The organism is Kitasatospora sp. NPDC029312 (assembly GCF_055569215.1).
Map to the genome: position 1 here is coordinate 1 of NZ_JBVHXY010000062.1, position 25506 is coordinate 25506.

Below are 25506 nucleotides of genomic sequence, written 5' to 3' on the forward strand. Positions count from 1 at the left end.
CTCGGATGCCACCACGCGCCCATCGCGCACAAACCCCAGAAGGGGCCCCACCCCTCCCCGGGGGTGGGCGTGTTGCCGGGTTGGCTTCCCTGGGCGCCCGCCCCCCCGGGAACGCGCTCCATGACGAGCACGCAGCGGTCGTGGTCCGCCGCGACCAGCCGGGGCAGCCGCACCGGCGGGCGGTGCCGGACGAACGCCCGGTAGACCGCGACCTCGTGGTGGAAGTCGGCCACCAACTGCTCGAAGTACTCACTCCGCACCGCCTGCGGCGCCAGGCACTTGGCGACCACCGGCGTCCGCCCGATGGTGCCCGCCACCAGGATGTGGCGGCTGCCCTCGCGCAGGACCTGGCGCGGGGTGAACGCCGGACATATCCGCGCGACACTCCCCAGCGCGGCTCGTACCGCCGGGGTCTGCAGCGCCGACGGGTCGATCCGCTCGGGCCCGGCCGGCTGGCCGGGCCGCCGGGCGCGCAGCACCTGGCCGTCGGCCTGGCGGGCGAGCGGGACGCGGTGGCCGGCCGACGGGGCGGCCGGCGGGGCGGCCTCGAGGCCGCGCAGTCCCAGCGCCGTACGGCCGACCGGGACCCGGGCGTCCGTGGACCGGCCCTCGGTGCCGCGCGGAGCCACCGGACGGCTCGTCGGGGGCACCTGCTTCGGGCCGGGACGGCCGGCGGCTGCGGTGGGGGGGCGCAGCGCGGTGCGGGTCGCGGTCGGCGTGGGGGTCGTCGCTGAGGAGTACATGGGCTGAGGGTGGTCCCTTCGGTCCGTCGGCGGGTTCTCCCCGCGGCGCGGGGGAGGGCCGGTGCCGTGTGCTTCCTGGTGTGACGGCGGCCCTGCTTCGGTCGGTCGGTGGGTGGTGCGCGGGCGCCGGGCACGGACGCGGGGTCGGAACCCCTGTTCGGCAGTGCTCCGGCCGTCCGCACCCTGGGGAATGCGGTCGGCCGGATCGCCGTGGCCGTGCCCGGCGCCCCCGCGCCACCCGGCCGCGCCACCCCCTCGGGTGAGGACCGGGAGCGTCCCGTGCCACGGTCGGGGGACTGCCCCGAACCAGGTGGGACACCGCCCGACCCGGTGGTCGAGGTGGCGCACCCCTACAACACACCCGTCGGGCACTGGCTTAGTAGTCTGGCGGGCCCTGGCGAACGGTGGCGAATGCTCGCCTGGCACTTGCCGGAGCCTCTAGCCTCGAAGCAGCCGAGGAACCTGGGGGCTTCATTGAGCAGGGGACCCAACACCCGACTCGCTGATCTGTTCGTCCTGACCGGATGGTCCAAGGGCGAACTGGCGCGGCTGGTCAACCGTCGGGGTGCCGCGATGGGGCAGCAGCAGCTGTCCACCGACACGTCGAGGGTACGGCGTTGGATCGAGCAGGGGGAGATCCCGCGCGATCCGGTGCCGAGGGTGCTGGCGGCCGTGTTCACGGAGCGGCTCGGCCGTGTCGTCACCACTGAAGACCTCGGTCTGGAACGACACCGGCCCACCAGGTCCGGAGCGGAGCCGTCCGCAGCAGTGCCATGGTCGCCGGGTCGAACAGCCGCGGTCCTCACCGAGTTCACGGGAATGGACCTCATGCTGAACCGACGTGGATTGGTGGGCGCGGGAGCCGCGCTCACGGCCGGGGCGGTCATCGCCGACTCGCTGAAGGGCTGGCTGGGCGGGGACGCGGTCGCCTACGCGGCCTCCGTCCCGGGGCCGCGCCAGGTGGTCACCGGGGGCGGCGTGCGCCCGGTGGTGGACGTGTACGACGCGGGCCCGGTCGGGCTCGACGAGGTGGAGTCGCTGGAGCGCTCGGTTCAGGTCTTCCGGGCCTGGGACGCGGCGCGCGGCGGCGGGCTCCAGCGCAAGGCGGTGGTCGGCCAACTGAACGAGGTCGGAGGCCTCTTGACCCACCGCCACCATCCGGCGGTGGCGCAGCGGTTGTGGCTGGTCGCGGCCAACCTCGCGGTGCTCGCGGGCTGGATGTCGCATGACGTCGGGCTGGAGCCCACCGCCCAGCGGTACTTCATGATCGCCGCCGAGGCGGCCAAGGAGGCCGGGGACCGGCCGCGGGCCGGCGAGGCGATCTCCCGGGCCGCACGGCAGATGGTGCACTTGGGGCGGGCCGACGACGCGATCGACCTGATGTCGGCGGCCAAGGCCTCGGCCGGCCGGATGCTGCCCAGAACGCGTGCGATGTTCAACACCGTCGAGGCCTGGGCGCACGCGTCGATCGGGCACTCCCAGGACACCTACCGGCTCCTCGGCGAGGCGGAGGAGCTGTTCGCGGACGACGCGCCGGAGCCGCCGCCGAACTGGATGCAGGTCTTCGACGAGGCGGAGCTGCGGGGCATGCAAGCCCTGGTGCTTCGCACGCTGTCCGAGCACGATCCGGCGGCGGCCGCCCAGGCCCGGCGGCACGCGGAGCGGGTGATCGCCCTGCGGGAGGGGACCGGGCAGCTGCGGTCGGCGCTGTTCGACCGGATCACGCTGGCCTCGGTGCACTGGATCACCGGGGAGCCGGACGCGGCGGAGTTCCAGGCCAAGATGGTGATGAACCTGATCGGCCAGAACTCCTCGCACCGGACCTGGGACCGGCTGCGGGAGATGTACCGGCTGACCGCGCGCTACCGGGGGCTGCCGGTGGTGGACGAGCTGCGGGCGGAGCTCGGGCGGGAGCTGCGGGCGGCGGACACCAAGCACCGGCCGCGGCTGGTGTGAGGCGGGTGGCGGGCGCCGAGAACCGGCCGATGACGGCGTGAGGCGGGCGGCCGTCCGGGCCGTTCGGTGAGGGGTTCGCGGTCTGCGGTCTGCGGTCTGCGGTCTGCGGTCTGCGGTCTGCGGTCTGCGGTTCGCGGCGCGGCCTGCGGTGGCTCAGATCGGCGGGGCCGGCCGGAGCAGCATGCGCAGCGCGGTGACGGTGCCGTCCGTGCCGAGGACGGGTTCGCCCGCGCACTCGACGCTGTCGTGCCGTCCGTCGGTCCGGCGGATCCGCAGGGTGCCGGCGGCCGGGCGGCCGTGCACCAGGGCGTCGGTCATCATCCGGCGCAGCAGCGGCCGGTCCGCCTCGGGGAGGCGGTCGGGCAGCCGGTCGAGGCTGAGCGGGCCGTGGCCCGGGTCGCAGCCGAGGAGGAGGTAGGTCTCGGCGTTCCAGTGGACGCCGTCGGTGAGCAGGTCCCACTCGGCCGAGCCGAGGACCCGCTCACCGGTGTCGCCGGCGCGGCCGTCGTTCCCGTGGTCGAGGTAGGGGCCGGACGGCTCCCGCGCCGTGCCGTCCACTCTGCCGTCCGTTCCGCTGTCGGTGCCGGCGCCCGTCTCGCCGCGGGCGCGCTGGGTGCTGCCCGTGAAGCCGGGCCCGTCCGTGCCCGTCGGGACGCCGTCCGCCGTGGCGGTGTCCGACGGGCGGGCGGCGCCTAAGGGCATGTTCATGACCGGCCCCTCGTTCGGTGCGGCCCGCCGATGCGGGTCATTCGGGTAGTGGGACGACTGTCGCACAGGGGCCGTGGGCCCGTGGGCGATTTGGACAGAACGCAGGCAAAATTCCCCTGGCATATGCCACTGTGGCGGGGGCCTTCGTCGCCCTGTGTGCAGATGGTGGCGCGAGGCGGTAACCTTCGGTGATTCCGGCGCCCGGGCGCCCACCGCAGTACCGACCAGAGACCCCGGCGACGGAAATCCCGTTGCCACTACGACCGCCGCAACGGATGCTGACCTCATGTTCGAGCCAGTGATAGCACCCAGTGCCAGCCTCCTCGGCCTCCTGCAGCGAGGCCGCGGTGACGGGCAGCTCCATGCGCTGGCCGCCGACCGTGCCGAGGCCATCGCCGCGCTGGAGGAGTGCGTCACCAGGGATCCGCGGGCCGACTGGCAGGTCGAGAGCCGCTCCCTCTACTACGCGCGCCTCTACATGGAACTGGAGGCACCCCTCGACGGGATCGAGGACCACCTCCACTGCGCCGAGGACCTCGTCAGCGACGACGAGAACCGCACCGGCCTCGCCCTGTCCGTGCTGGGGCACCTCGCCGCCTACGGCCGGCGCGACGCACTGCTGATGCTGCGCGAGTACGCCGCCACGGGTGCCAACTGGGCCTGGGCGCTGGACGAGCTCGCCCTGCGCGACGACGATCGCGGCCTGCTGCTGCTCGGCACGGCCGTGCTGGACCGCTTCCCGCCGGGCCCCGAGGGCGACGCCGAACTGCGTGAGTTCATCCGCAACGCGTACGAGCCCCGGCCCTGGCGGCTGTGGGCCGCCTACCACCCGAGAGTCGCCGCGGCGAGCGAGCAGTCGCCCTTCGACCTGTGGCAGCGCCAGATGAACCGCAGCGGCGTGACCCCGGGCTGGTCCACCGCCGACGTGCTGGCCTGGGCCGACCAGGGTCAGCTGGGCGATCTCGGCGCCGGCGCCTTCCTGGCCCGCCCGGAACCCGCGCGGAGCGAGGACGACCCGTCCGCGCCCGACGCGGTGGACCGCCGCGCCGCCGCGGCCGCCCGCTGCCTGACCGCCGTGGTCCGGCCCGAGGACCGTCCCGTCCTGCTGGAGGCGGCCGGCGACGGCCTGCCCGGCGCCCGGCGGGCCGCCCTGCGCTACCTGGTCGACCAGCGGGATCCGGCCGCCCTCGAACTGATCGAGGCTGCCGCAGCTGACGTGGATGAGCGGATCGTTCGGGCCGCGTTGGAGCTGTTCGGCCGGATGCGCGGCCCCGAGGTACTGGCGCAGGCCCGTCGCTGGGCCGACCCGGCCAGCGGGGGCGCCGACAGCGCCCTCGGCGAGGCCGCCGTCCGCCTGCTCGCCGATGCCGGGGAACCGGCCGACGCCCCGCTGGTGGTCGCCGGGCTGCGCCGCTGGATGTCCGTGCGCGGGGTCAGCGGCCCCGGACTCGGTTCGCTGGTCGACGGCGCGGGGCGGCTGGCCGCCGCCGACGCCGTACCCGTCCTGCGCCACATCTACGGCGAAGCGGCCTCCTCCGAACTGCGCGGCCGCGCGGCCCGGGCGCTCGCCGTCACCGATGTGCACTTCCCCGAGGGGCCCGCCGTCGAGTGTCTGTGGGACTGCGAGGAGTCCACCCGCGAGCTCGCCGCGCGCCATGTCGCGACCACGGGCGATGCGCGCGTGCTGGAGCGGCTGCGAAGGCTCGCCGCCGACCCGGCCGAGGAGGCCGAGGTCCACGCCGCCGTCCGAGGCCGGTTGACCGCCGCCCGGGAGTTCGGGCGTTAGGTCCTCGACGCGATCAGTGGGCCGGGACACCGCCAGGGTGTCCCGGCCCACTGCTGTCGGGGGCTGGTTTCCGGAAGGGAGAGTTCCGAATCGCTTCCGGACGGCGCCCTCGGTGGAACGGCGTTCTACTTGATCGAACCCGCGTCCGGGGCCAGGACGCCGCCCGCCACCAGGCCGATGATCAGAGTGCCGAGCAGCACCCGGTTTTTTCGCCCTTTAGCCGGGCTTTGCCAGTCCGGGTCGGGTCGGCTGCCGTGCGCCAGGGCGTCGCTCGGCGGCCTCAGGTCAAAAGCGTCAGGTCGCCAGGTCGCCAGCGCGTCAGGTCGCCAGGTCGTCAGTTCGGGGCTTCTTCGCGAGACGCCGCCTCCGTCAGCTCCGCCAGGGTGGCGCGCAACCAGGAGACTTCGGCCTCGGTCGTGGCCCGGGCGGTCAGCAGCAGGCCGCGCCGGAACGGGTCGGTGAACTCCTCGGCGCTGCGCGGGCGGTCGCCCTCGTAGTAGAAGCTGGCCGGCTCGGAGAGGAAGTCCAGTCGGCGGCGGAGCACGGCGGCCTGGGCGGCCGGATCGTCGAGGTGGCGCAGGAAGGAGAGGACGGTGGTCCAGCGGTTGCCGTCACTGATGTCCAGCGGCTCGGGGTCGCGCAGGGCGTCGAGCAGGAAGGTGCGGCCGGCGTCGGTGAGGTGCAGGGTATGCCGGGGCGCGGCAGCGCTGCCGGGCTCGGTCTCGCGGACGAGCAGGCCGTCGGTCTCCAGACGCTTGATCGCGGGGTAGAGGGTGCCGTCGCTGATCGGGCGGATGTGGCCGGCGAGCCCGGCGAGGTGGCGGCGCAGCTCGTAGCCGTGCAGCGGCTGGTCGTACAGGAACCCGAGGATCGCGAGTTTCAGCATGGGGCCACTCTTTCAGATCGGTGGCTCGCGGCGCCGGTATATCACTTTCGCGATACCTCGACATCGATGTATCGTCCTGGGAATCCGCCCCGCCCGAACCACCCGAACCAGGAGCGTGCGCGCATGCGCGAAGCCACCGTCACCCCGAACGGCGACCGGATCCGCTGGGTCGACCTGCCCGGCGCCGAACCCGCCCGGCTCTACCTCCACGGGCTGGGCGCCAGCTCGCCCGCCTACTTCGCCGCGGCCGCCGCCCACCCGCTGCTCGCCGGCCGCCGCTCGCTCCTGCTCGACCTGCTCGGCTTCGGCATCAGCGACCGGCCCGCCGACTTCGGCTACACCCTGGAGGCCCACGCCGACGCCGTCGCCACGGCGGTCCGGGCGGCCGGGCTGGACCGGGTCGAGGTGGTCGGCCACAGCATGGGCGGCGCGATCGCGATCGTCCTGGCGCACCGGCACGCCGCACTGGTGTCCCGGCTCCTCCTGGTGGACGCCAACCTGGACGCGATCACTCCGGGCCGCCAAGGCACCGGCAGCAGCGGGATCGCCGGCTACACCGAGGCGGAGTTCCTCGGTGACGGGCGGGCGGAGGTCGCCGAGCGGGTCGGCCCGTTCTGGTGGTCCACGATGCGGCTGGCCGACCCGGTGGCCCTGTACCGCAGCGCCCTGCACCTCGTCCGCGGGAGCGAGCCGGTGATGCGGGAACTGCTGCTCGGGCTCGACCTCCCGCGCACCTTCCTGTACCCGGCGGAGGACGGCGCACCGCTGGGCGTCGACGGGCTGCGCGCAGCGGGCGTGCGGGTGGTGGCCGTGCCGGGCAGCGGGCACAACATCATGCTCGACAATCCCGACGGCTTCGCCTCGGCGGCCGCGGAAGCCCTGAATCTCGGTTGAGTCCGAAAGTCCGACGCTCTCGGGGCGGGCTGACCTGGCCACCGCCATGACAGCCCACAATTCCAGACTGTCCTGGACTGCGTCAGTGTCCCGCGCATCGGCCCTGGACGCCCGCGCACCAAGCCCCGCAAGGTCCGCGCAGACAAGGCCTGCGGGTCCCGGGCGAACCGCGCCTACCTGCGCAGGCGGGGCATCCGCTGCACCATCCCGGAGAAGAGCGACCAGATCCGCAACCGCAAGAAGCACGGCATCCGCGGCGGCAGGACGCCCAAGTTCGACAAGGTCGACTACCGCGAACGCCACGCTGTCGAGTGCGGGATCAACCGCCTCAAGAGGCGCCGGGCGGTCGCGACTCGATACGACAAACTTGCCGTCCGCTACGAGGCCACCGTCACCGTCGTCGCGATCAACGTGTGGCTCTGACGTCCGGGGAGCATCAGGTCAAGCTGTCGCGTGCTGCGGCGAGGAAGGCAGCCTTGTGCTGTTCAAGGTGGTCCGCCACCGTGGTCTCGCCGAGTTCCCGCCACACAGCGTGGTTCAAGGCTCGTGCGTAGGCAGTCGCGGGAGGGTGGACCACAATGGGGCAGAGCAGCAGGATGCTCCTCTCGGCGACCCAGAGCCCAGCCATGGCAGTCTGAGCCTCGCCGTGCCACTCATCGCCTGCGGGCCCAGTCCACCGGGCGGTCGTAAGCGACCTTCTCCGCATCCTGTGCGTACCCGATGAACTGCGTAAGGGTCTGGAGTTGTTCGGCTCGGCGTGCTTCCGCTCTGGCCGAGGCCTGCCGACGCTCCTCGGCTCGATCCGTGGAACGCTGCGCTGCCCGTTGTGTCAGCGACGCCAATCCACCACCCAGGGCGACACCGACCAGTGAGATCGCCGACGTCCACAGTTCTCCCGCAATGACGCATTCATACCAGCGCCGACCCGAGGGCGCTGACGACCTTCTAATCTCATCTTCGGAGTGAGGTGAACTGCGTCCGTCTTGCGGGAAATTGGGAACCGTGAGGGGTGGCAGTTCACCCAACCTTCGAGGTGGCGATCGCGAGTCGCCAGGGTGGTCTTGATCGACTTCTGAAACGCTCCCTAGCTCGGGCCCGTGGTCACGCCTACCCCGGTGGGCCGGGCAGTAGGGCGTGTTTCAAAAGCGTCGGCCAGCAACCGAAGTCGCATCGTCCGCTACGAGACCATGGCATGCTCTGACGCGTCAGTATGCGCGAGTGCTATGTTCCCGTCGCGGATCGAACGGCGGTTGCTGGGCACGGGGGCTGGGGTGGCTTTGCTGGAAGCGCTGATCGCGACCGTTACGGGAGCGGCCTCGGCGACCGTGGGAGTGCTGGTAGGCGGGATCGTCACCAGGCGAGGCCAGGATCATCAGTGGTCGCGGGATCAGCAGCTGGCTGCTTATCAGGAACTCCTCAGCCACTACGCCAAGTTCACGATGGTGATCAAGCGCGCGCACGCCGACCGTCGCGGCTGGGACTACGACTGGGCCGAGTGGAGCGCCGTTCTGACGCGGGTCAGCTTGATCGCTCCACCAGAGGTCGCGGTGGAGGTCGACAGCTTTGGTCAGTCGGTCGACCGCTTCTTGGACCGCGTCGCGCGAGAAGTCGATCCAGTCCGTACGCCACTCGGTGAAGAGGAATTCCGGGATGCCAGCGCGGAGGTGGCTCAGGCGCAAGTGCGACTGGTCAATGCGATGCGGCGGTCACTGGGAGGTAGCCGCAAGGCTCTGACCTTTTGGATTGGCGGGTCACATGCCGGCCCAGAGTTTCGCGGATAGTTATAGCGATCACAGCCACTCATTGATGACGGCGATGGTGACTGTGGCCTCGTAGCGGACCGCCAGTTTGTCATACCTCGTGGCGACGGCTCGATGCCGACACCGCCGGGTGGTTCTCGCTGGAGATCCCCTTTTTGCGGGCACCGGCGGCGTGCTGGTGAGCGCGGGCGATCGTGGAGTCGACGCTGACATCCCAGGTGATCAGCCCGGCGGCGTCGGCCTCGGCCTGGAGCTGCTTGAGAATCCGCTTCCAGGTCCCGTCACGTTGCCAGCGCCGGAACAATCCGTAGACGGTCTCCCACTCGCCGTACCTCAGAGGCACGTCCCGCCACGGCGCGCCCGTCCGCGTGCGCCACCGTATGCCGTCTATCAGCTGCCGCTTGGACCAGACCGGAGGTCGTCCCGGCTTCCTCCCCACCGGCAACAACGGCTCCAGCCTGGCCCACTGTGCACTGGTCAGATCTCCACGTCCCACACAGTGATCATTGCAAAGCTTGATCGACTTCTGAAACGCACCCTAGTCCGAACTAGGCTGAACGAGAACGCCGGAGAGGAGCCCGCCCGATGCCCGTCGTGGTCCCCGAAGTCCCGCCCGCACTGGTGGCGTCGCTCGAGGAGTTCCTCGGTGTCGAGGGCCGCGCCTGGGCGGCCCGACTGCCGTGCCTGGCAAGCGAGTTGCTGGACCGCTGGGAGCTGCGGCCGGACGGACCGGTCGCGCACGGCGTGGTCGGGCTGGTGCTGCCCGTACGGCGCGCCGACGGAACGCCCGCGGTGCTCAAACTCCAGCCGGTGGACGAGGAGACGGCCGGCGAGCCCGACGCCCTGCGCACCTGGGCCGGGCGCGGCGCCGTCCGGTTGCTCGACCACGAACCGGCGTCCGGCTCCATGCTGTTGGAACGCCTGGACCCGTCGCGCTCACTGCTCGGCCTGCCCGACCATCTCGCCGCGCTGCGCGTGATCGCGGAACTCCTCCGTGAGTTGACGGTACATCGAGCGCCCGCCCACCTCAGGACGCTGGCCCGAGTCGCCGACGGCCTGCTGGTGCGCGCGCCGGCGGCGGTCGCCGCCCTCGCCGATCCGGACGAGCGACGGATACTCGCCGACTGCGCGGCCGCCCTGCGCGAGGTGCGCGCCGAGCCGGGCGACCGGCTGTTGCACTGGGACCTGCACTACGGGAACGTCCTCGCCCCGCTGCCGGGGAGCGGGCGAGGGCCGTGGTTGGCCATCGACCCCAAACCGCTCGGCCTGGGCGGCGGAGGAGGAGGGTGCGACGGCGCTCGACCCGGCCCAACGCGCCATCGCGGAACTGCTGTTGGGACGGAACTGAGCGCCTCGCCCGTCCTCCCGCCGGCGTCCGGCCTACAGCGCCCAGCCCCTGCGCCCCCCGCCGTCTACCCCCCCCGCCGCTCAGTGCTCCCGCAGCACCGTGAACCGCACCGGCGTCCCCGGCCGGGCCTGGGCGGCCGCCGCCAGATCGGCGTCCGGCACGACGCCGATCACCGGGTAGCCGCCGGTGGTCGGATGGTCGGCCAGGAACACCACCGGCTGCCCGTCCGGGGGAATCTGCACCGCGCCCAACACCATCCCCTCGCTGGGCAGTTCGCCCTCCCGGGCGCGCTCGACGGCCGGTCCCTCGGTGCGCAGCCCGATCCGGTTGCTCGCGGGGGAGACCCGGTAGCCATCCCGGGCCAGCCGCTGGGCCGCCGAGGGCGCGAACCAGTCCGCGCGCGGGCCGAGTCGCAGCCGCAGTACCAGTTCGGCCGGGGGAGCGGGCAGCGGCACCAGCTCGGCCCGGTCCCGGTACGGGGGCGGTGCGCCGACCGGGAGCCGGTCGCCCGCGGCCAGCGGTGCGGGCCCGAGGCCGGAGAGCAGGTCGGCGGAGCGGCTGCCCAGCACCGGCGGCACGGCGACCCCGCCCGCCACCGCGAGGTAGGTGCGCACCCCGGCGGTCGCCGCACCCACCTCCAGCACCGCCCCGGCCGGCACCGCGACCGGCGCGCCCCAGGCGGCCGCCCGTCCGTCCACCGTCACCGGTGCGGGCGCGCCCGTGACGGCGACCAGCACCGGCCCGAGGGCGCGCAGCGCGACTCCGCCGAGGGTGGTCTCCAGCCCGGCGGCCTGCGGCGCGTTGCCGACCAGCCGGTTCGCCGCCCGCAACGCCGGCTCGTCCAGTGCGCCGGCCCGGGGCACCCCGAGGTGGGCGACGCCGCGCCGCCCGAGGTCCTGGACGGTGGTCAGCGGTCCCGGCCGCACCACCAGCAGTTCGCTCAACTCGGCCCGCTTTCATGCCCGTTCCGCCGCGATCCGCTGCCGGGAGCCGCCGCCGTGAACCGCACCCGCACGCCCGGTGCCAGCAGCGCGGCGGGCTCCCGGCCCGGGTCCCAGAGCGCCAGTGCGGTGCGTCCGATCAGTTGCCAGCCGCCGGGCGAGGGGCTCGGGTAGACGCCGGTGTACGGGCCCGCCAGGGCCACCGAGCCGGCCGGGACGGAGCTGCGCGGGGTGTCCCGGCGCGGCACCGCGTACCGCGCGGGCAGTCCGGTGAGGTAGCCGAAGCCGGGTGCGAAGCCACAGAAGGCGACCACGTACTCCGGCTCGGTGTGGATCCGTACCGCCGCCTCCTCGGAGACCCCCCAGAGGGCGGCGACCTCGGCCAGGTCGGCGCCGTCGTACACGGTCGGCACCTCCACCAGCGGCCCGTCCGCCGTCGCGGCCGCCCGGGGCCGGGCGGTGCGCAGCAGCGCCGCCACCGCCGGGACGTCCGCGACGCCGTCGAGCAGCACGGTGCGCGCGGCGGGCACCAGCTCCTCGACCGCGCCGAGTTCCCCGGCCGCCTGTCGCTCGCGCAACCAGCCGTACAGCGTGGCGACTTCGGGCGTCCCCGGGAGTTCGACGAGCAGGGCCCGCTCGCCGACCCGCCGGATCACGGGGAGCGTCACGTGAACGCCTCGACCCGGACTCCGGCGGAGGCGAGGGCGCCGCGGATCCGCCAGGCGAGCTGGGCGGCGCCGGGGGTGTCGCCGTGGACGCACAGCGAGCGGGCCTCGACGCCGATCCGCTCGCCGCCGACGGCCTCCACCGTGCCGTCCCGGGCGATGCCCACGGCGCGGGTGATCACCGACTCGGGGTCGTGCACCACCGCGTCGGGCTCGCGGCGCGGGACGAGGGTGCCGGCCCAGGTGTAGGCGCGGTCGGCGAAGGCCTCGGTGACCACCGGAAGTCCGACGCCCTCGGCGACGGCGAGCAGCCGGGAGCCGGGCAGTCCGAGGACGGGCAGCGGCCCGTCGCAGACGGCGCCGGCCCGCAGCACGCCGGCCACCACGGCCTCGGCCTGCTCGGAGTCGGCGACCACCCGGTTGTAGAGGGCGCCGTGCGGCTTGACGTAGGAGACCCGGGAGCCGGCGGCGCGGGCGAACACCTGGAGGGCGCCGATCTGGTAGGCGATCTCGTCGGCGAGCTCCTCCGGGGGGACGTCCATCGCGCGGCGGCCGAAGCCGGCCAGGTCGCGGTAGGAGACCTGGGCGCCGATCCGGACGCCGCGCTCGGCGGCGAGCGCGCAGACCCGGCGCATCGTGGACGGGTCTCCGGCGTGGAAGCCGCAGGCGACGTTGGCGCTGGTCACCACGGACAGCAGGGCCTCGTCGTCGGTCAGGCTCCAGCGCCCGAACCCCTCTCCGAGGTCCGCATTGAGATCGATCACCGCATCGGCCACGCCCGTCCGCCTCCCAGCAACTGTTGAGCCAGATGGTAGGGCCTGCGGATGACGCCCGTGGTCCGTGACCCGGGCCCCCGGAGAGCGCACCGGCGCGCGACCACCGGCCGCGCGCCCTGGGGCGGCTCCGCAGGCCGTCGACTCAGTTCGCGGCCAGGCGTTGCTGGAAGGAACGTTCCAGCGGACGCAGGGCCCACAGCACGATCAGCAGCGGGACGGCGCCGAAGATTCCGAACGACATGTCGATGAAGCGCCACATCACCGGGATCCCCCGCAGCGGCCCGCAGACCAGCGCCAACGGGATCACGGCTCCGCAGGCGAGCACGGCCCAGCGGATCACCCAGATGTTGCGGACCGGGTCCTTCAGCGGCCCCCGGAAGGCGGCGGCGATCACCAGATGGGCGAAGGCCAGCCAGTCGGTGCCGTACGCCAGGAACGGATAGCGCTCGTTGGTCTCGGCGACGCCCCGGTGGGCGCGTTCGAACCAGGCGAGGGCGCCCGGGAAGTGCTCGGTCAGAGAAGCGGCCGGGCCGGAGGCGACGTCGACCAGCCAGCCGGTCTCCGTCTCCAGCGGAAAGGCGGTCAGGCCGCTCAGCACCAGGCAGACCACGAAGAACCGGAGCCACCGCCGGACCCGTCGCAGGGTGATCGCGGGGTCGTCGTCCATCTCGCACACCTCCGAGGTGGGCACGCCGCACGGAAGTGGGACCTGTAACGGGGCGTGCCGAGGGGGGCAGCCGGGCCTTGTCCCGGCTGCGCGGAACCGACTCTAGACCCCATATTTGAACGCGTTCAACTTGTCTCGACCCGCATCGACTCACTTCGACTCGCCTCACGGGCTGGACCCCGACGCACCGCTGCCCGGGCGCCGATGGCCACCCGGGCGGCCACGGGGCTGTGATCAGGCCGTGTACGTGTACGTCACCGGCGCGCTGGTGCCGCCCGCCGTGGTGACGGTGACCGCGACCGGCCCCGGCCCGGTGGCCGCCGGGGCGTACGCGGTGCAGAAGGACGGTCCGCAGGAGACGTGCGCGGCCGGCACCCCGCCGAACGCGACCGTCCCGTACGTCAGGTTGCCGCCCTGGACGTACACCTGCGTCCCGCCCGCCACCGGCCCGCTGGTGGCGGTCAGGTTGCTGATCACCGGCGCGGCCGGGGCCGGGGGCGGGGCGCCGGTGTAGTCGAAGGCGGCCGGCGCCGTCGCCGTGCCGCCGGGGGTCACCACGCTGACCGGAGCACGGCCCGAGCCGCCGGGCGTCGTCACCGTGCAGGCGGTGTCGGTGCAGCTGCCCGCCGCCGGGACGCCGCCGACCAGCACCATGCCGTGGGCCAGGGCGCTGCCGCTGACGGTCACCGCGGTGCCGCCCGCGCCCGGGCCGGTGGTGGTGTCCAGGGCGGTCACGCTCGGCGCGCCCTGGACGGCCGGGGGCTGCGGGCCGGTGCCGAGCAGATAGGTCGACACGTGGCCGGTCGGGTCGGTGTCGTTCGGATTGCCGACCGTCACGGTGATCGGGCCGGTCGCGGGCGCCGTCCCGTTGGTGGCCAGGTAGACCTTCATGAAATTGCTGCTGCCCGGCGTGCGGGTGGCGGTGAACACCGCCTCCAGGTGCCGGCCGTCCGGCGAGACGGTCTCGGTGAAGGTGTAGTCGTACGGGGTGTTGTAGAACAGCGCCCCGCTCGTGGTGACCCCGGGCGGGAGGTCGACCGTGAGGTGGGTGGGGCCGGTGAGGTCGGCGGTGCCCGCCGAGGTCCAGGTCACCGCCATGGTGGTGGAGTCGCGGGCGAAGACCGGGTAGTTGCCGGCCTGGGAGACCGTCACGTGCTGCGCCGAGGAGCTGGGTGCGGCGGCCGGCGCGGCCGCGGCGACGGCGGCTCCGGTGGCGAGGACGGTCACGGGCAGCGCGGCGGCGAGGCCCGCCTTGGCCAGTCGGGTGATCATGGGTCAATCGTCACCGAACCAGCGCGTCGCCCTCGCGGTTTTATCGAATACCGGTTCGGGAATGGCGGAATCCCGCCGGAACACCGTTCCGGAATCGCCCCCGAACCGCCGCCCACCTGCCGCTGAGCCCACCCGCAAGGTCCGTTTCGGTCGATGTCGGTGCGAACCTCTAATCTTGTCCACCGTGACCGCCATCGCTGACCCGCCCACCGCGCACGGCCTCCGGCCGCCCGCCGCCTCCGTGCGGCCCGCGCCCGGCCCCGCCGCCGACGAGGGCCTGGCCCGCCGGCTCAAGGCGCTGGCCTGCACCGCCCCGCTGCACGACCTGGACAACCGCAAGGTGAACCTGGCCGGCGAGTACGGCGGCTACGCGATGGCCGAGGTCGGCCTCGCCGCGATCGACCTGGTCACCCTCAACATGGACTTCGACACCGGGGCGGACCGCGACACGGTGCTCGCCCGGCTGCTGCCTCGGGTCGCCGCGCAGGCCCCGACCCGCCACACCCCCGAGCACGAGCGGGTCGCCCGCTGGGTGCTGGAGTCGCTGATCAACGTCGGCAGCGTGGACCGCGGCTTCCGCGCCGTCTACGGCACCTTCGGAGCGGACGGCGCGTACGTCCGGCGCGACTACGACTTCAAGCTGATCGAGGAGGTGCCCGGCCCCGACGGCGGCGTCTACCTGCGCACCACCGACGAGGCCGTCAACGTCCTGGTCGGCGCGCTGGACACGGACGTCACCTCGGCCCAGATCGCCGCCGAGGTCAAGCTCGAGGTGCTGATCCGCCGCGGCCGCCTGGCCGACGCCCAGCTCGCCGCCGAACAGGCCCGCTACCGCACCGTCCAGTACGCCGAGACGCTGCGCCGCGCCCTCGACGCCACCCGCCGCAACGTCCGGGCCGTCGACTGGATGCGCGCGATCCCGGACCTCATCGACGAGGCGCTGGACCACATCGCCGACCGCTACCGGCACGAGAACGCGATCCTCACCAACATCCGCAAGGCCCGCGACGAGGCCGAGGACCCGGAGCACAAGCGCCGCGCCGCCGAGCTGGTCGACATCGTCAAGGACTGCATCCGCCGCCACACCCAGCTGCAGACCCGCCTGCTGGAGGCCGGCCCGCTGTTCCGCGCCGAGCAGGACCGCCAGGCCTTCGCCGCCCCCGGCGCCCGCAGCGGCATCGACCTGTACGGGCAACTGCTCGCCCCCGTGCTGCGGCTGCCGATAGCCGAGGCCGTCCGCCCCACCGGCGCGTTCTTCGCCCGCGGCGCCGGACTGCGCACGCCCGTCTCCGTCCGGGTCGCCGACCTGGTCGACCTGCTGCTCACCCCGCCGGTCGAACGCGAGCACCTCGGCGCCGAACTGCCCGACCCCGACCTGGTCGCCACGCCGGACGACAGCCGCTTCTCCGAAGCCCAGCTGGAATCCGCCCTGGAACTGCTCGACCTGCCCCCGGACGCTCCCCGCCGGCTCTCCGGCCTGCTCGCCGACGCCCGCCGGCGGGACCCCGAACTGCCGTACCTGGTGGCCCTGCTGGCCGTGCACGCGGCCAGCCCGCCGGTCGGCACCGCCTACCGCCAGGGCGAGCAGCGGCTGTTGTTCGCCGTGGACGACGGCACCCCGCTGCGCGATCCGGAGTTCGGCGGCGCCGACCTGATCGTCGGCAGCGCCCTGCTCGACGCGGCCGGCATGGCCGCCGACCGCAAGGACGCCGGCTGACCGGCCGGGCGCCGACGGCACCGGCCCCGAAGCGCCGCCCCCGCTCACAACCGACCTGCCAGACCCCGACCCTCCAGACCCTGATCTTCCAGACCCTGATCTTCCAGACCCCGCCGTTGACACCCCGCCAGTCCGCCCCCACCAGCAGCAGCCCCGAGGAGCACCGCCCGTGACGACCCACCACGACACGTCCTGGGCGGCCGAGACCGAACCCGCGGCCCCCGCGCCGATCACCCCGGCCGACGTCGCCGACGCCGCCCGGCTGGTCTCCTTCGGCCTCCAGGCCAAGCTGCTCCCCGCCCGCGACGCCGAGTACGCCGAACTCGTGCGCCGCCACCGCGAGGACCCGCCGTTCGCCCGCCTGGCCGACGCCATCGCCACCGGCATGGGCCTGGTCGTCCTGGAGGTCTCGCCGCGCGCCGGCATGGCCGTCGCCGCCGCCGAGGACTCGCTGTTCGCGGTCCGGATGGGCGACTACTCGCGCCGCGCCGCCTCCGAGACCACCGACCGCTTCCTGCACGGCCTGGCCCACCTCGCCGTCGCCGCGATGGCCTTCCCCCGCCCCGAGGACCTCGCCGACGACGGCTACCTCGGCCGGATCACCGTCAACGGCGTCGACTCCTTCGTCCGCCAGGCCTGCCGCCGCCTCGAGGAGCAGGCCGACGCCGAGGGCGCCAACACCGACCCGGCCTCCGACGCCCCCGGCCTGGAGGCCGCCTGGCGGGTCTGGGCCCGGCGCACCGCCACCGGCGCCACCAAGGACGCCCGCCGCCTCTCCGGCTCCACCATCGGCATCGTCGCCAAAGCCGTCATGTTCCTGGTCGACTCCGGCTTCCTGCAGAAGGTGTCCGACGACTCCGGCGGCACCTACCGCACCACCGCCCGCTACCAGCTCCAGGTCCGCGACCTGGCCGGCAGCGCGGCCATGGCCGAGCTGCTCGACCTCGGCGTCGTTCCGGTCTCCGACGGCACCGCCAGCTTGCTGCCGCCGGACACGACCGACGAGCTGGTCGCCGACGCCGGCCTGCCGTTCCACTCGCTCTGACCGTTCCGACAATCCCATAGACCGCACGGAGAACCGCCGCCCATGTACGAGCTCAACCGGGTCCGCCTCTACTCGATCGGACCGGCCGGCGCGCGCTACGCCGACACGGTGCTCGACCTGCGCGGCGTCGGCGAGCCCGTCGCCGACCCCGCCCCGCAGCAGATCGGCCTGTTCGGCGAGGACACCGACGGCCCGGTCCGCCGCCCGGCCCCGGCCGGCGTGCTCTTCCTGGAGAACGGCGGCGGCAAGTCCGTCCTGCTCAAGCTGATCTTCTCGGTGATGCTGCCCGGCCACCGCAATACCCTCGGCGGTGCCAGCTCCGGCGTGCTGCGCAAGTTCCTGCTCGCCGACGACTGCGGCCACGTCGCCCTGGAGTGGCAGCACACCGTCACCGGCGAGCTGATCGTCGTCGGCAAGGTCAGCGAGTGGCGCGGCCGCCAGGTCTCCTCCGACCCGCGCAAGTTCGCCGAGACCTGGTACTCCTTCCGCCCCGGCCCCGGCCTCACCCTCGACTCCCTGCCGGTCGCCGAACGGATCAGCCTGGCCGGCGACCAGAAGGCCCGCGGACGGCGCCGCACCATGAAGGGCTTCCGCGACGCCCTCACCGAGGCCGGCAAGGCCCACCCCCACCTCGACCTGGTCTTCGAGGACGGCCACGACCGCTGGACGGAGCACCTCGGCGAACTCGGCCTCGACCCCGAACTCTTCCGCTACCAGCGCGAGATGAACGCCGACGAGGGCGAGGCGGCCGGCCTGTTCGCGGTCAAGCACGACAGCGACTTCACCGACCTGCTGCTGCGCGCCGTCACCGACACCCGGGACACCGACGGCCTCGCCGACCTCGTGCACGGCTTCGCGGCCAAGCTCGGCCGCCGCGCCGAACTCACCGCCGAACGCGACTTCACCGCCGGCTCCCTCGACCTGCTGGAACGCATCGTCGAGGCCACCGCCGCCCGCGAGAGCGTCCGCGAGGCCCACCGCACCGCCGAGCGCCGCACCCGCCGCCTCGCCCACGCCCTCACCTCCCGCGCCGCCGCCGAACGCGACCGCGCCCAGGACCTCGCCATCGAGGTGGCCGCCGCCGCGAGCGCCGTCACCGCCGCCGAGGCCGACCGCACCCGGCACGGCCTGATCGCCGACGAACTCGCCCACCGGCACGCCACCCTGAGCCTCGCCGCGGCCACCGCCGAGGCCGCCGCGCTGCGCCGCGAACTCATCGACGCCCGCACCCTGCACGCCGCCTGGCAGGCCGCCGAGGCCGTGCTGCGCCAACGCGCCGCCGCCGACCGGGTGGCCCGGGTCGCCGCCGCGATCCGCGAGGCCGAGCTGGACGCCGCCCCCGCGCTCGCCGCCCGTGCCGCCGCCGCCACCGCGCTCGCCCGCGCCCTGGAGGCCGCCGCCGCGGCCGCCGAGTCCCGCGCCGACACCGAGGAACAGCGCGCGGGCGAACTCCAGGAGGACGGCGCCACCGCGCAGTCCGCCGCCACCGAGGCCGCCACCGCCGCCCAGAAGGCCCGCAGCGAGGCCGAACACCTGCGCCAGCGCCTCGCCGAGGTCGAGCAGGAGACCGCCGCCGCCGTCGAAGCCGGGTTCATCGACGCCGACGGCGACGTCGACCCGGCCCGCGCCGCCCTGCACGCCGCCGACGTCGAGAAGGCCGCCGCCGCGGCCCTCGCCCAGGCCCGCGCCGCCGCCGAGGCCTCCGCCGCCCGGCTGCGCGAGGCCGCCGCCGCCACCGCCCGCGCCGAACTCGCCGCCGAACGGGCCGGCGACGCCCGCAAGGGCGCCGCCCGGGCCCTGGCCGCCGAACAGCGCACCGCCGCCCTGCTCGCCACCGAACAGCGGCTCGCCGACCTCCTCTCCCTGACGCCGGCACCTACTGTTTGGAGCGAAGACGGGTCAGGGGCCGAGGAGGACGCCGGCTTCCTCACCCCCGCCGTCCTCGACCGCAACGCCGAGTACCTGCGCGAACTCCTCGACGACGCCATCGCCACCGCCGAGCGCACCCTGTTCGACCTGCGCACCGCCGCCGCCGACGACTCCCGCATCCTCGCCGCCCTCGGCGACGGCGGCCTGCTGCCGCCCGGCCCCGACGTGCTGGCCACCGTCGAGTACCTGGCCGAGCACGGCATCCCCGCCCTGCCCGGCTGGCGCTACCTCGCCCAGTCCGTCGACCCGGCGGACCACGAGGCGATCCTCGCCGCCCGCCCCGAACTGGTCGACGGCGTGGTCGTGACCGACCCGGCCTCGCTGGAGCGCGCCCGCGAGACCCTTCAGGCCGCCGCCCTGCTGCCCCGCTCCACCGTCGCCGTCGGCGCCGCCGCCTCGCTGATCGCCCCGATCACCGACGAGCCCGCCTTCTTCCTCGTCCCGCCGAACCCGGCCATGCACGACGAGTCCGCCGCCGACGGCGAGCGGCGCGAGCTGCGCGCCCGCGCCGGCGCCCGCGAGGAGCACATCCGCGAACTCGCCGGCCGCCTCGGCGCCGACCGCGCCCTCGCCGCCCGCCTCGCCTCCTGGCACGCCAGCTGCCCGCCCGGCACCCTCGCCGAACTCGCCGCCGCCGCCGAGGCCGCCCGCGAGCACGCCGAACAGGCCGCCGCCGCGCTCGCCACCCTGCGCGCCGAGCACGACGAGGCCGAGACCGACCACGCCGCCGCCGCCTCCGCCCACGAGGAGCACCGCGAGGCCGCCCAGCGCGCCCGCCGCCGCGCCGACGCCCTCTCCGGCCTCGCCTTCCGCCTGCGCGAACGCGCCAACTGGAGCCGCCGACAGCGCGAACTGGCCGAGGACGCCGCCGAGTGCGACCGCCGCCAGGCCGTCTGCGCCGAACGCGCCCGCACCTGCGACGAGGACCGCCGCGCCGCCCAGCGCGCCGCCGACGACGCCCGCCGCACCGCCCGCGCCCTGCGCGCCGAACGCGCCGAGATCCCCGCCGCCGAACAGAGCGACGAGCCCGCCGAGCAGACCGCCCCCGCCGCCCTGCCCGCCCTGCGCGAGGCCTACCGGGCCGCCTCCCAGCTGTACGAGAAGGTCGGCGTCGGCGCCGACCTGCGCGCCGAACAGGCCCGCGCCGAGGGCGACGAGGCCGCCGCCGCGGCCGAACTCGACCGCCTCACCAACAAGGTCCGCACCCGCGCCGAGGAACTCCTCGGCAGCCCCGACGGCGCCGACGGCCCCGCCCGCCAGGCCGCCGCCGCCCGCGCCGAGGAACTCGTCGCCACCATCGAGGCCCGCTCCGCCGCCGCCAGCGAGCAGCTCGGCCGGCTGCGCGGCGAGGTCGAACGCTCCGCGCCCGCCGACGGCGAGGCGCACACCGAGCTGCCCGAGGAACTCGTCCCCACCGACCCCGAACACGCCCAGGCGCTGCTGCGCACCGCGACCAGCCGGCTGGCCGAGTGCCGCGAGGCCGTGGACGCCGCCCGCACCGCCCACGCCGACCTCCAGCGCACCTTCGACGCCGCCCAGTCCGCCGCCGCCGACTTCGACGAGCTGGCCGGCCAGCTGCGCGACGGCCTGCGCGACCACCAGGACGACGCGGACGAACCCGCCGAGCCGTACCTCGGCTCCCTCGCCGACGCCCGGACCGCCTGCACCGAGGCCCGTCGCGGCCTGCGCACCGCCGTCGGCGAGCTCTCCTCCGCCGAACTCGCCGTCCGCGACGCCTCCGACGCGCTCGTCCGGCACGCCAACGCCGCCCGCTACGAGGCCGTCCGCACCCCGGCCCGCCAGCAGATCCGCGAACTGCCCGCCGCCGCGCTGCCTGAGCACGCCGCCGCCTGGGCCGCCGCCTTCGCTCCCCGGCTGCGGGTGCTCACCGACGAGCTCGCCCAGCTGGAGCGCAACCGGGGCTCGATCGTGGACCGGCTGCGCGGTCTGGTCGAGTCCTCGCTCACCACCCTGCGCGCTGCCCAGCGGCTCTCCCGGCTGCCCGAGGGCCTGGGGGAGTGGTCCGGCCAGGAGTTCCTGCGGATCCGCTTCGAGGACCCGGACCACGCCACCCTGGTCGAGCGCCTCGGCGAGGTCATCGACGAGTCCACCCGCGCCGCCGTCCGGAAGAACAGCGACCTGCGCCGGGACGGCATGTCCCTGCTGCTGCGCGGCGTCGCCGCCGCGATCGGCCCCAAGGGCGTCAGCGTCGAGATCCTCAAGCCCGACGCGGTGCTGCGCGCCGAGCGGGTCGGCGTCGGCCAGATGTCCGACGTGTTCTCCGGCGGCCAGTTGCTCACCGCCGCCATCGCGCTCTACTGCACGATGGCCGCGCTGCGCGCCAACGACCGCGGCCAGTCCCAGCTGCGGCACGCCGGCACGCTGTTCCTGGACAACCCGATCGGCCGCGCGAACGCCACCTACCTGCTGGAGCTCCAGCGTGCGGTGGCCGACGCGCTCGGCGTCCAGCTCATCTACACCACCGGCCTGTTCGACACCACCGCGCTCGCCGAGTTCCCGCTGGTGATCCGCCTGCGCAACGACGCCGACCTGCGGGCCGGCCTCAAGTACATCTCGGTGGAGGAGCACCTGCGCCCCGGCCTGCCGGCCCAGCAGGACCCGGACGGCCCGACGATCCACGGCGAGATCACCGCCACCCGGATGTTCAAGCGCCCGGCGGAGGTTCCCGCCCAGGCGTGAACCCACCCTGCCCTGCGAGGGCGGCTCCGGCATCTCCCGGCGGGTGCGGTCGTCGCGGCGGCTGCTGGGACTGTTGAGGCTCGTACACCGACTGGTGCGGCTGCTGGTACACCGGCGGGCCGCCCCGGGGGAACGGCCGGGCCGCCAAGGGCTCCGCGGGCCCCGAGGGCACCTGATGGCCCGCCAGCGGGTACGCGGGGCCCGGCGTTCGCGTCCGCTGAGCGGCGATCTGGCGGGAGATCAGGATCTCCAGCAGGCACCACATCGTCCCGAACACCCCGAGCCCCATGGTCATCAGCGCGGGCACCAACAGCCCGCTGCCCGCGTACGAGGCCAGCGTCGCGACGACCACGCCCACCAGCGTGAAGGCGAGGGAGAGCACCGCCCGGACTGCGGCGGCGCGCACCTCGTCGGGAAGGCGGCGACGGCGGCGTGGCACGGACATCGAGCGACCCCCAGGCGCGGATCCGGCGGTGGGCACGGCACGGGTGCACACAGCATGCGCCCCCAACCGTTCACTCTGCCCCACCGGCCCGGGACTATGCGTCCGAATCCACCGAACTGCCCCCAAACCGTGTCATCGGGGCAGGAGTCAACGGGAGGTCAGCCCAACTGCTGGTTGAGCTCCTCCAGCGCGCCCGTCACGATCGTCCGCATCGCCGCCTCGGCGTGCGCGGCGTCCCCCGAACAGATGGCGTCCGCGACCTCGCGGTGCAGCCGGATGGCGTACGGCTCCGGCTGATGGGGCATCAGATCGTACTCCGTCCGCCCGGTGAGCACCGCCCCCACGGTGTCTCCCAGGTGGGCGAACATCTCGTTGCCGGAGGCGCGCAGCACCAGCGCGTGGAAGGCGATGTCGTGTCCGAGGAAGGTGGTGAGGTCGGCCGCTCGCGCGGAGACCGTCAACTCCACGGTCAGCGCGCTGAGTTCGCGCCGGTCGTCGTCCGTGGCGTGGACGGCGGCGAGCGCGGCCGCGGCGGGCTCGACGGCCACCCGCAAGGAGCCGAGCGAGCGCAGCTGGGCCGAGCGGTCGGCTCCGGCCAGTCGCCAGCGGATCACCATCGGGTCGAAGACGTCCCAGAGCGACTTCGGCTGCACGGTGATCCCCACCCGCCGCCGGGAGGCCACCAGTCGCATCCCCTCCAGGACCCGTACCGCCTCCCGGATCACCGTCCGGGACACCTTGAACCGCTCCTCCAGGTCCTCCCCGCGCAGCACCGCGCCTTCAGGGATCTCCCCGGACGCGATCGCCGGTCCGAGTTCGGCAAGCACCCGGCCGGGCAACCCCTGGATCTCCATCCGCCCAGCCTAGACGCCGGCCATCGAGCGCCCGGTCCCGGCCTGTGCCCGCGCCACCTCGAAGAGTAAAAGTATGACGATTTGGTTTCCGACACTTGAATACGTCATACCTTTGAGGCGATAGTGGCGGCCTGCAACGAAGGAGCACCATCCATGGCTCTCAGCGTCGAGAACCACGATCACCCGGTCACGCCCCCCGCCGTCGTGGTGATGGGCGTCTCGGGCGTCGGCAAGACGACCCTGGCCCGCCTCCTGGCCGACCGCCTCGACCTCCCCTTCGCGGAGGCCGACGACTTCCACCCGCCGGCCAACATCGCCAAGATGTCCGCCGGCATCCCGCTGGACGACCAGGACCGCGAACCCTGGCTGCGCGCCATCGGCGCCTGGCTCAAGGAGCGCACCGAGGCCGGCACCGGCGGTGTGGTCACCTGCTCGGCGCTGAAGCACGGCTACCGCGACGTCCTGCGCGCGGACGCCCCGGGCGCCTTCTTCCTGCACCTCAGCGGCGGTCACGAGCTGGTCGAGGACCGCCTCTCCCACCGCACCGACCACTTCATGCCGGCGTCGCTGCTCGGCTCCCAGTACGCCGCCCTGGAACCCCTGGGCGCGGACGAGCGCGGCGCCGTCCTGGACGTGGGTCCGTCCCCCGAAGAACTCGTAGAGAAGGCCGTGGCCCTGCTGCGGCCCGTCAATGGAGACCTCACGTGAGCGAGCGAAGCGAGCGAGCCGTCAGAAGACGCGTACGGGCGAACACCCCTGCCGCGCGAAGCGAGGCGGACGCATGAGCACCGTCCCCACCCTCCTGGCGGCCGCCCCGCCGGCCCTGCCGCACACCGGCAGCAACACCCAGCTGCTGATCGCGGTGCTGGTCAGCATCGGCGCGATCGTGCTGGCGATCACCAAGCTGAAGCTGCACCCCTTCCTCGCCCTCACGATCGGCTCCGGCCTGCTGGCCGCCATCGCGGGTGCGCCCTTCGACAAGCTGCTGAACAGCTTCTCGACGGGCTTCGGCTCCACCGTGGCCGGCGTCGGTCTGCTGATCGGCCTGGGCGCGATGCTCGGCAAGCTGCTCGCGGACTCCGGCGGCGCCAACATCATCGCGGACACCGTGCTGTCCCGGACCGGCCACCGGGCGCTGCCCTGGGCGATGGCGCTGATCGCGGCGGTGCTCGGCCTGCCACTGTTCTTCGAGGTCGGCGTCGTCCTGCTGATCCCGATCGTGCTGCTGGTCGCCCGCCGCGGCAACGTGCCGCTGATCCGGGTGGGCATCCCGGCGCTGGCCGGTCTGTCGGTGCTGCACGGCCTGGTCCCGCCGCACCCGGGCCCGCTGGTCGCCATCGACGCGCTGAAGGCCGACCTCGGCATCACCCTGGCGCTCGGCCTGCTGATCGCGATCCCGACCCTGGTCATCGCCGGTCCGCTGTTCGCCCGGGTGGCGGAGCGCTGGGTGGGCCCGCTGGAGATCCCCACCGCGATCGCGTCCGAGGAACCGGTCAGCCGCGAGCGCGACCCGTCCTTCGGCGCGGTGCTGGCGACCATCCTGCTGCCGGTCGTGCTGATGCTGGGCAAGGCCCTGACCGACGTGGTGATCGACGACCCCAAGGCGACGGGGCAGCGGATCTTCGACTTCATCGGCTCCCCGCTGATCGCGCTGCTCGCCGCCACGCTGCTCGCCATGCTGACCCTCGGCAGGGCCGCGGGCTTCGACCGGGCCCGGATCTCCGACACCGTCGGCAGGTCGCTCGGCCCGATCGCGGGCATCGTGTTCATCGTCGGCGCGGGCGGCGGCTTCAAGCAGACCCTGATCGATGTCGGCGTCGGCGACATGGTGAGCCACTGGTCGAGCGAGTGGCACATCTCGGCGCTGCTGCTGGGCTGGCTGATCGCGGTGCTGATCCGCCTGGCCACCGGCTCGGCGACGGTCGCGACCATCACCGCGGCCGGCATCGTCTCGCCGCTGGCCGCCACCATGTCCTCGACCCACGCGGCGCTGCTGGTGCTCGCCGTGGGCGCCGGTTCGCTGTTCTTCTCGCACGTCAACGACGCCGGCTTCTGGCTGGTCAAGGAGTACTTCGGGATGAGCGTCGGGCAGACGCTGAAGTCCTGGTCGGTGATGGAGACGGTGATCTCGGTCGTCGCGATCGCCCTGATCCTGCCGTTGAGCCTGGTCATCTAGCCCGAACGAGGGACCGAGGGGCGGCATCCGTACCGTACGGGTGCCGCCCCTCCGGCGTTCCCTCCGGTGTTCCGGTGTTCCGGTGTTCCGGTGTTCCGGTGGTCCGGTGGTCCGGCGGTCCCGCCGGTGGCCCCGACGGCACCGCCTCGAACACGAAACGGCGGGGGGGGGGGGGGGGGGAACACGAAGCCCCACCCCCCCCAGAAAGACACCGCGGGGGTCTTGTGGTGGGGAGCCC

Annotated in this window: 18 protein-coding genes and 4 pseudogenes; 11 read left to right on the top strand and 11 right to left on the bottom strand. The window is 74.0% G+C overall.

Annotated features, from left to right (window positions below; all coding sequences use genetic code 11):
• A pseudogene (locus ACZ4WV_RS32865) lies at nt 1–743 on the bottom strand (hypothetical protein); the annotation flags it as partial.
• A 474-nt stretch (nt 744–1217) separates the two neighbouring features.
• On the opposite strand from ACZ4WV_RS32865, the gene ACZ4WV_RS32870 reads away from it, so the two are divergent.
• On the top strand, nt 1218–2699 hold the full coding sequence (locus ACZ4WV_RS32870) for a DNA-binding protein NsdB (protein WP_465752317.1): 1482 nt from the start codon (nt 1218–1220) through the stop codon (nt 2697–2699).
• A 153-nt stretch (nt 2700–2852) separates the two neighbouring features.
• Here the strand turns inward: ACZ4WV_RS32870 and ACZ4WV_RS32875 are convergent, their stop codons facing one another.
• On the bottom strand, nt 2853–3407 hold the full coding sequence (locus ACZ4WV_RS32875) for a PAS domain-containing protein (RefSeq protein WP_465752319.1): 555 nt from the start codon (nt 3405–3407) through the stop codon (nt 2853–2855).
• 286 nt (nt 3408–3693) lie between these two features.
• Between ACZ4WV_RS32875 and ACZ4WV_RS32880 the strand changes: the two genes are divergently transcribed.
• Entirely contained in the window at nt 3694–5193 is a 1500-nt protein-coding gene (locus ACZ4WV_RS32880; protein ID WP_465752321.1) for a HEAT repeat domain-containing protein, read from the top strand.
• A 334-nt stretch (nt 5194–5527) separates the two neighbouring features.
• Here ACZ4WV_RS32880 and ACZ4WV_RS32885 read toward each other — a convergent pair whose 3' ends face one another.
• Nucleotides 5528–6079, bottom strand: a complete 552-nt coding sequence (locus ACZ4WV_RS32885; RefSeq protein ID WP_465752323.1) for a PadR family transcriptional regulator — start codon at nt 6077–6079, stop codon at nt 5528–5530.
• Between the two features lie 123 nt (nt 6080–6202).
• On the opposite strand from ACZ4WV_RS32885, the gene ACZ4WV_RS32890 reads away from it, so the two are divergent.
• The 3 genes and pseudogenes from ACZ4WV_RS32890 (at nt 6203) to ACZ4WV_RS32900 (ending at nt 8754) form a co-directional block, all read left to right on the top strand.
• Complete coding sequence (locus tag ACZ4WV_RS32890; RefSeq protein WP_465752324.1) at nt 6203–6973, top strand: alpha/beta fold hydrolase; 771 nt, start codon at nt 6203–6205, stop codon at nt 6971–6973.
• 36 nt (nt 6974–7009) lie between these two features.
• Nucleotides 7010–7396 (top strand): annotated as a pseudogene (locus ACZ4WV_RS32895) (transposase); the annotation flags it as partial.
• Between the two features lie 848 nt (nt 7397–8244).
• Nucleotides 8245–8754: a hypothetical protein gene (locus ACZ4WV_RS32900; RefSeq protein WP_465752327.1), complete on the top strand. Its 510-nt coding sequence runs from the start codon at nt 8245–8247 to the stop codon at nt 8752–8754.
• 127 nt (nt 8755–8881) lie between these two features.
• On the opposite strand, the pseudogene ACZ4WV_RS32905 reads toward ACZ4WV_RS32900, so the two are convergent.
• Nucleotides 8882–9229, bottom strand: a pseudogene (locus ACZ4WV_RS32905) (IS5 family transposase); the annotation flags it as partial.
• Between the two features lie 89 nt (nt 9230–9318).
• On the opposite strand from ACZ4WV_RS32905, the pseudogene ACZ4WV_RS32910 reads away from it, so the two are divergent.
• Nucleotides 9319–9936: pseudogene (locus tag ACZ4WV_RS32910) on the top strand (aminoglycoside phosphotransferase family protein); the annotation flags it as partial.
• Nucleotides 9937–10161: 225 nt separating this feature from the next.
• Here the strand turns inward: ACZ4WV_RS32910 and ACZ4WV_RS32915 are convergent.
• The 5 genes from ACZ4WV_RS32915 to ACZ4WV_RS32935 all read right to left on the bottom strand — a co-directional run bounded on the left by ACZ4WV_RS32915 (nt 10162) and on the right by ACZ4WV_RS32935 (nt 14402).
• Nucleotides 10162–11025, bottom strand: coding sequence for a 5-oxoprolinase subunit C family protein (locus ACZ4WV_RS32915; protein WP_465752330.1), 864 nt, complete (start codon nt 11023–11025; stop codon nt 10162–10164).
• Nucleotides 11022–11690 (bottom strand): 5-oxoprolinase subunit PxpB, encoded by a 669-nt coding sequence (gene pxpB / locus ACZ4WV_RS32920; RefSeq protein WP_465752332.1) that lies wholly within the window; start codon nt 11688–11690, stop codon nt 11022–11024. Before pxpB ends, ACZ4WV_RS32915 begins: the two co-directional genes overlap by 4 nt.
• Complete coding sequence (locus ACZ4WV_RS32925) at nt 11687–12463, bottom strand: LamB/YcsF family protein (RefSeq protein ID WP_465752334.1); 777 nt, start codon at nt 12461–12463, stop codon at nt 11687–11689. Before ACZ4WV_RS32925 ends, pxpB begins: the two co-directional genes overlap by 4 nt.
• Nucleotides 12464–12605: 142 nt before the next feature.
• Nucleotides 12606–13130, bottom strand: coding sequence for a hypothetical protein (locus tag ACZ4WV_RS32930; protein WP_465752336.1), 525 nt, complete (start codon nt 13128–13130; stop codon nt 12606–12608).
• A 234-nt stretch (nt 13131–13364) separates the two neighbouring features.
• Nucleotides 13365–14402, bottom strand: a complete 1038-nt coding sequence (locus tag ACZ4WV_RS32935) for an IPT/TIG domain-containing protein (protein ID WP_465752338.1) — start codon at nt 14400–14402, stop codon at nt 13365–13367.
• 184 nt (nt 14403–14586) lie between these two features.
• On the opposite strand from ACZ4WV_RS32935, the gene ACZ4WV_RS32940 reads away from it, so the two are divergent.
• From ACZ4WV_RS32940 to ACZ4WV_RS32950, 3 genes are all read left to right on the top strand, one after another.
• Nucleotides 14587–16119 (top strand): hypothetical protein, encoded by a 1533-nt coding sequence (locus ACZ4WV_RS32940; RefSeq protein WP_465752340.1) that lies wholly within the window; start codon nt 14587–14589, stop codon nt 16117–16119.
• Nucleotides 16120–16288: 169 nt separating this feature from the next.
• Complete coding sequence (locus ACZ4WV_RS32945) at nt 16289–17164, top strand: hypothetical protein (protein ID WP_465752342.1); 876 nt, start codon at nt 16289–16291, stop codon at nt 17162–17164.
• A gap of 42 nt (nt 17165–17206) precedes the next feature.
• Nucleotides 17207–21793 (top strand): hypothetical protein, encoded by a 4587-nt coding sequence (locus ACZ4WV_RS32950; RefSeq protein WP_465752343.1) that lies wholly within the window; start codon nt 17207–17209, stop codon nt 21791–21793.
• Here the strand turns inward: ACZ4WV_RS32950 and ACZ4WV_RS32955 are convergent.
• Together ACZ4WV_RS32955 and ACZ4WV_RS32960 are read right to left on the bottom strand one after the other, a co-directional pair.
• Complete coding sequence (locus tag ACZ4WV_RS32955; protein ID WP_465752345.1) at nt 21759–22238, bottom strand: hypothetical protein; 480 nt, start codon at nt 22236–22238, stop codon at nt 21759–21761. The genes ACZ4WV_RS32950 and ACZ4WV_RS32955 overlap by 35 nt on opposite strands.
• 158 nt (nt 22239–22396) lie before the next feature.
• On the bottom strand, nt 22397–23092 hold the full coding sequence (locus ACZ4WV_RS32960) for a FadR/GntR family transcriptional regulator (protein ID WP_465752347.1): 696 nt from the start codon (nt 23090–23092) through the stop codon (nt 22397–22399).
• Between the two features lie 153 nt (nt 23093–23245).
• On the opposite strand from ACZ4WV_RS32960, the gene ACZ4WV_RS32965 reads away from it, so the two are divergent.
• Both ACZ4WV_RS32965 and ACZ4WV_RS32970 read left to right on the top strand, forming a co-directional pair.
• Complete coding sequence (locus ACZ4WV_RS32965; RefSeq protein WP_465752349.1) at nt 23246–23800, top strand: gluconokinase; 555 nt, start codon at nt 23246–23248, stop codon at nt 23798–23800.
• Between the two features lie 73 nt (nt 23801–23873).
• Entirely contained in the window at nt 23874–25268 is a 1395-nt protein-coding gene (locus tag ACZ4WV_RS32970; protein WP_465752351.1) for a GntT/GntP/DsdX family permease, read from the top strand.
• Nucleotides 25269–25506 lie beyond the last annotated feature (238 nt).

Coding starts and splice junctions, on each gene's coding strand:
- ACZ4WV_RS32890 (WP_465752324.1), top strand. CDS start 6,203: ATGCGCGAAGCCACCGTCACCCCGAACGGCGACCGGATCCGCTGGGTC.
- ACZ4WV_RS32880 (WP_465752321.1), top strand. CDS start 3,694: ATGTTCGAGCCAGTGATAGCACCCAGTGCCAGCCTCCTCGGCCTCCTG.
- ACZ4WV_RS32885 (WP_465752323.1), bottom strand. CDS start 6,079: ATGCTGAAACTCGCGATCCTCGGGTTCCTGTACGACCAGCCGCTGCAC.
- ACZ4WV_RS32875 (WP_465752319.1), bottom strand. CDS start 3,407: ATGAACATGCCCTTAGGCGCCGCCCGCCCGTCGGACACCGCCACGGCG.
- ACZ4WV_RS32970 (WP_465752351.1), top strand. CDS start 23,874: ATGAGCACCGTCCCCACCCTCCTGGCGGCCGCCCCGCCGGCCCTGCCG.
- ACZ4WV_RS32950 (WP_465752343.1), top strand. CDS start 17,207: ATGTACGAGCTCAACCGGGTCCGCCTCTACTCGATCGGACCGGCCGGC.
- ACZ4WV_RS32935 (WP_465752338.1), bottom strand. CDS start 14,402: ATGATCACCCGACTGGCCAAGGCGGGCCTCGCCGCCGCGCTGCCCGTG.
- ACZ4WV_RS32965 (WP_465752349.1), top strand. CDS start 23,246: ATGGCTCTCAGCGTCGAGAACCACGATCACCCGGTCACGCCCCCCGCC.
- ACZ4WV_RS32955 (WP_465752345.1), bottom strand. CDS start 22,238: ATGTCCGTGCCACGCCGCCGTCGCCGCCTTCCCGACGAGGTGCGCGCC.
- ACZ4WV_RS32930 (WP_465752336.1), bottom strand. CDS start 13,130: ATGGACGACGACCCCGCGATCACCCTGCGACGGGTCCGGCGGTGGCTC.
- ACZ4WV_RS32960 (WP_465752347.1), bottom strand. CDS start 23,092: ATGGAGATCCAGGGGTTGCCCGGCCGGGTGCTTGCCGAACTCGGACCG.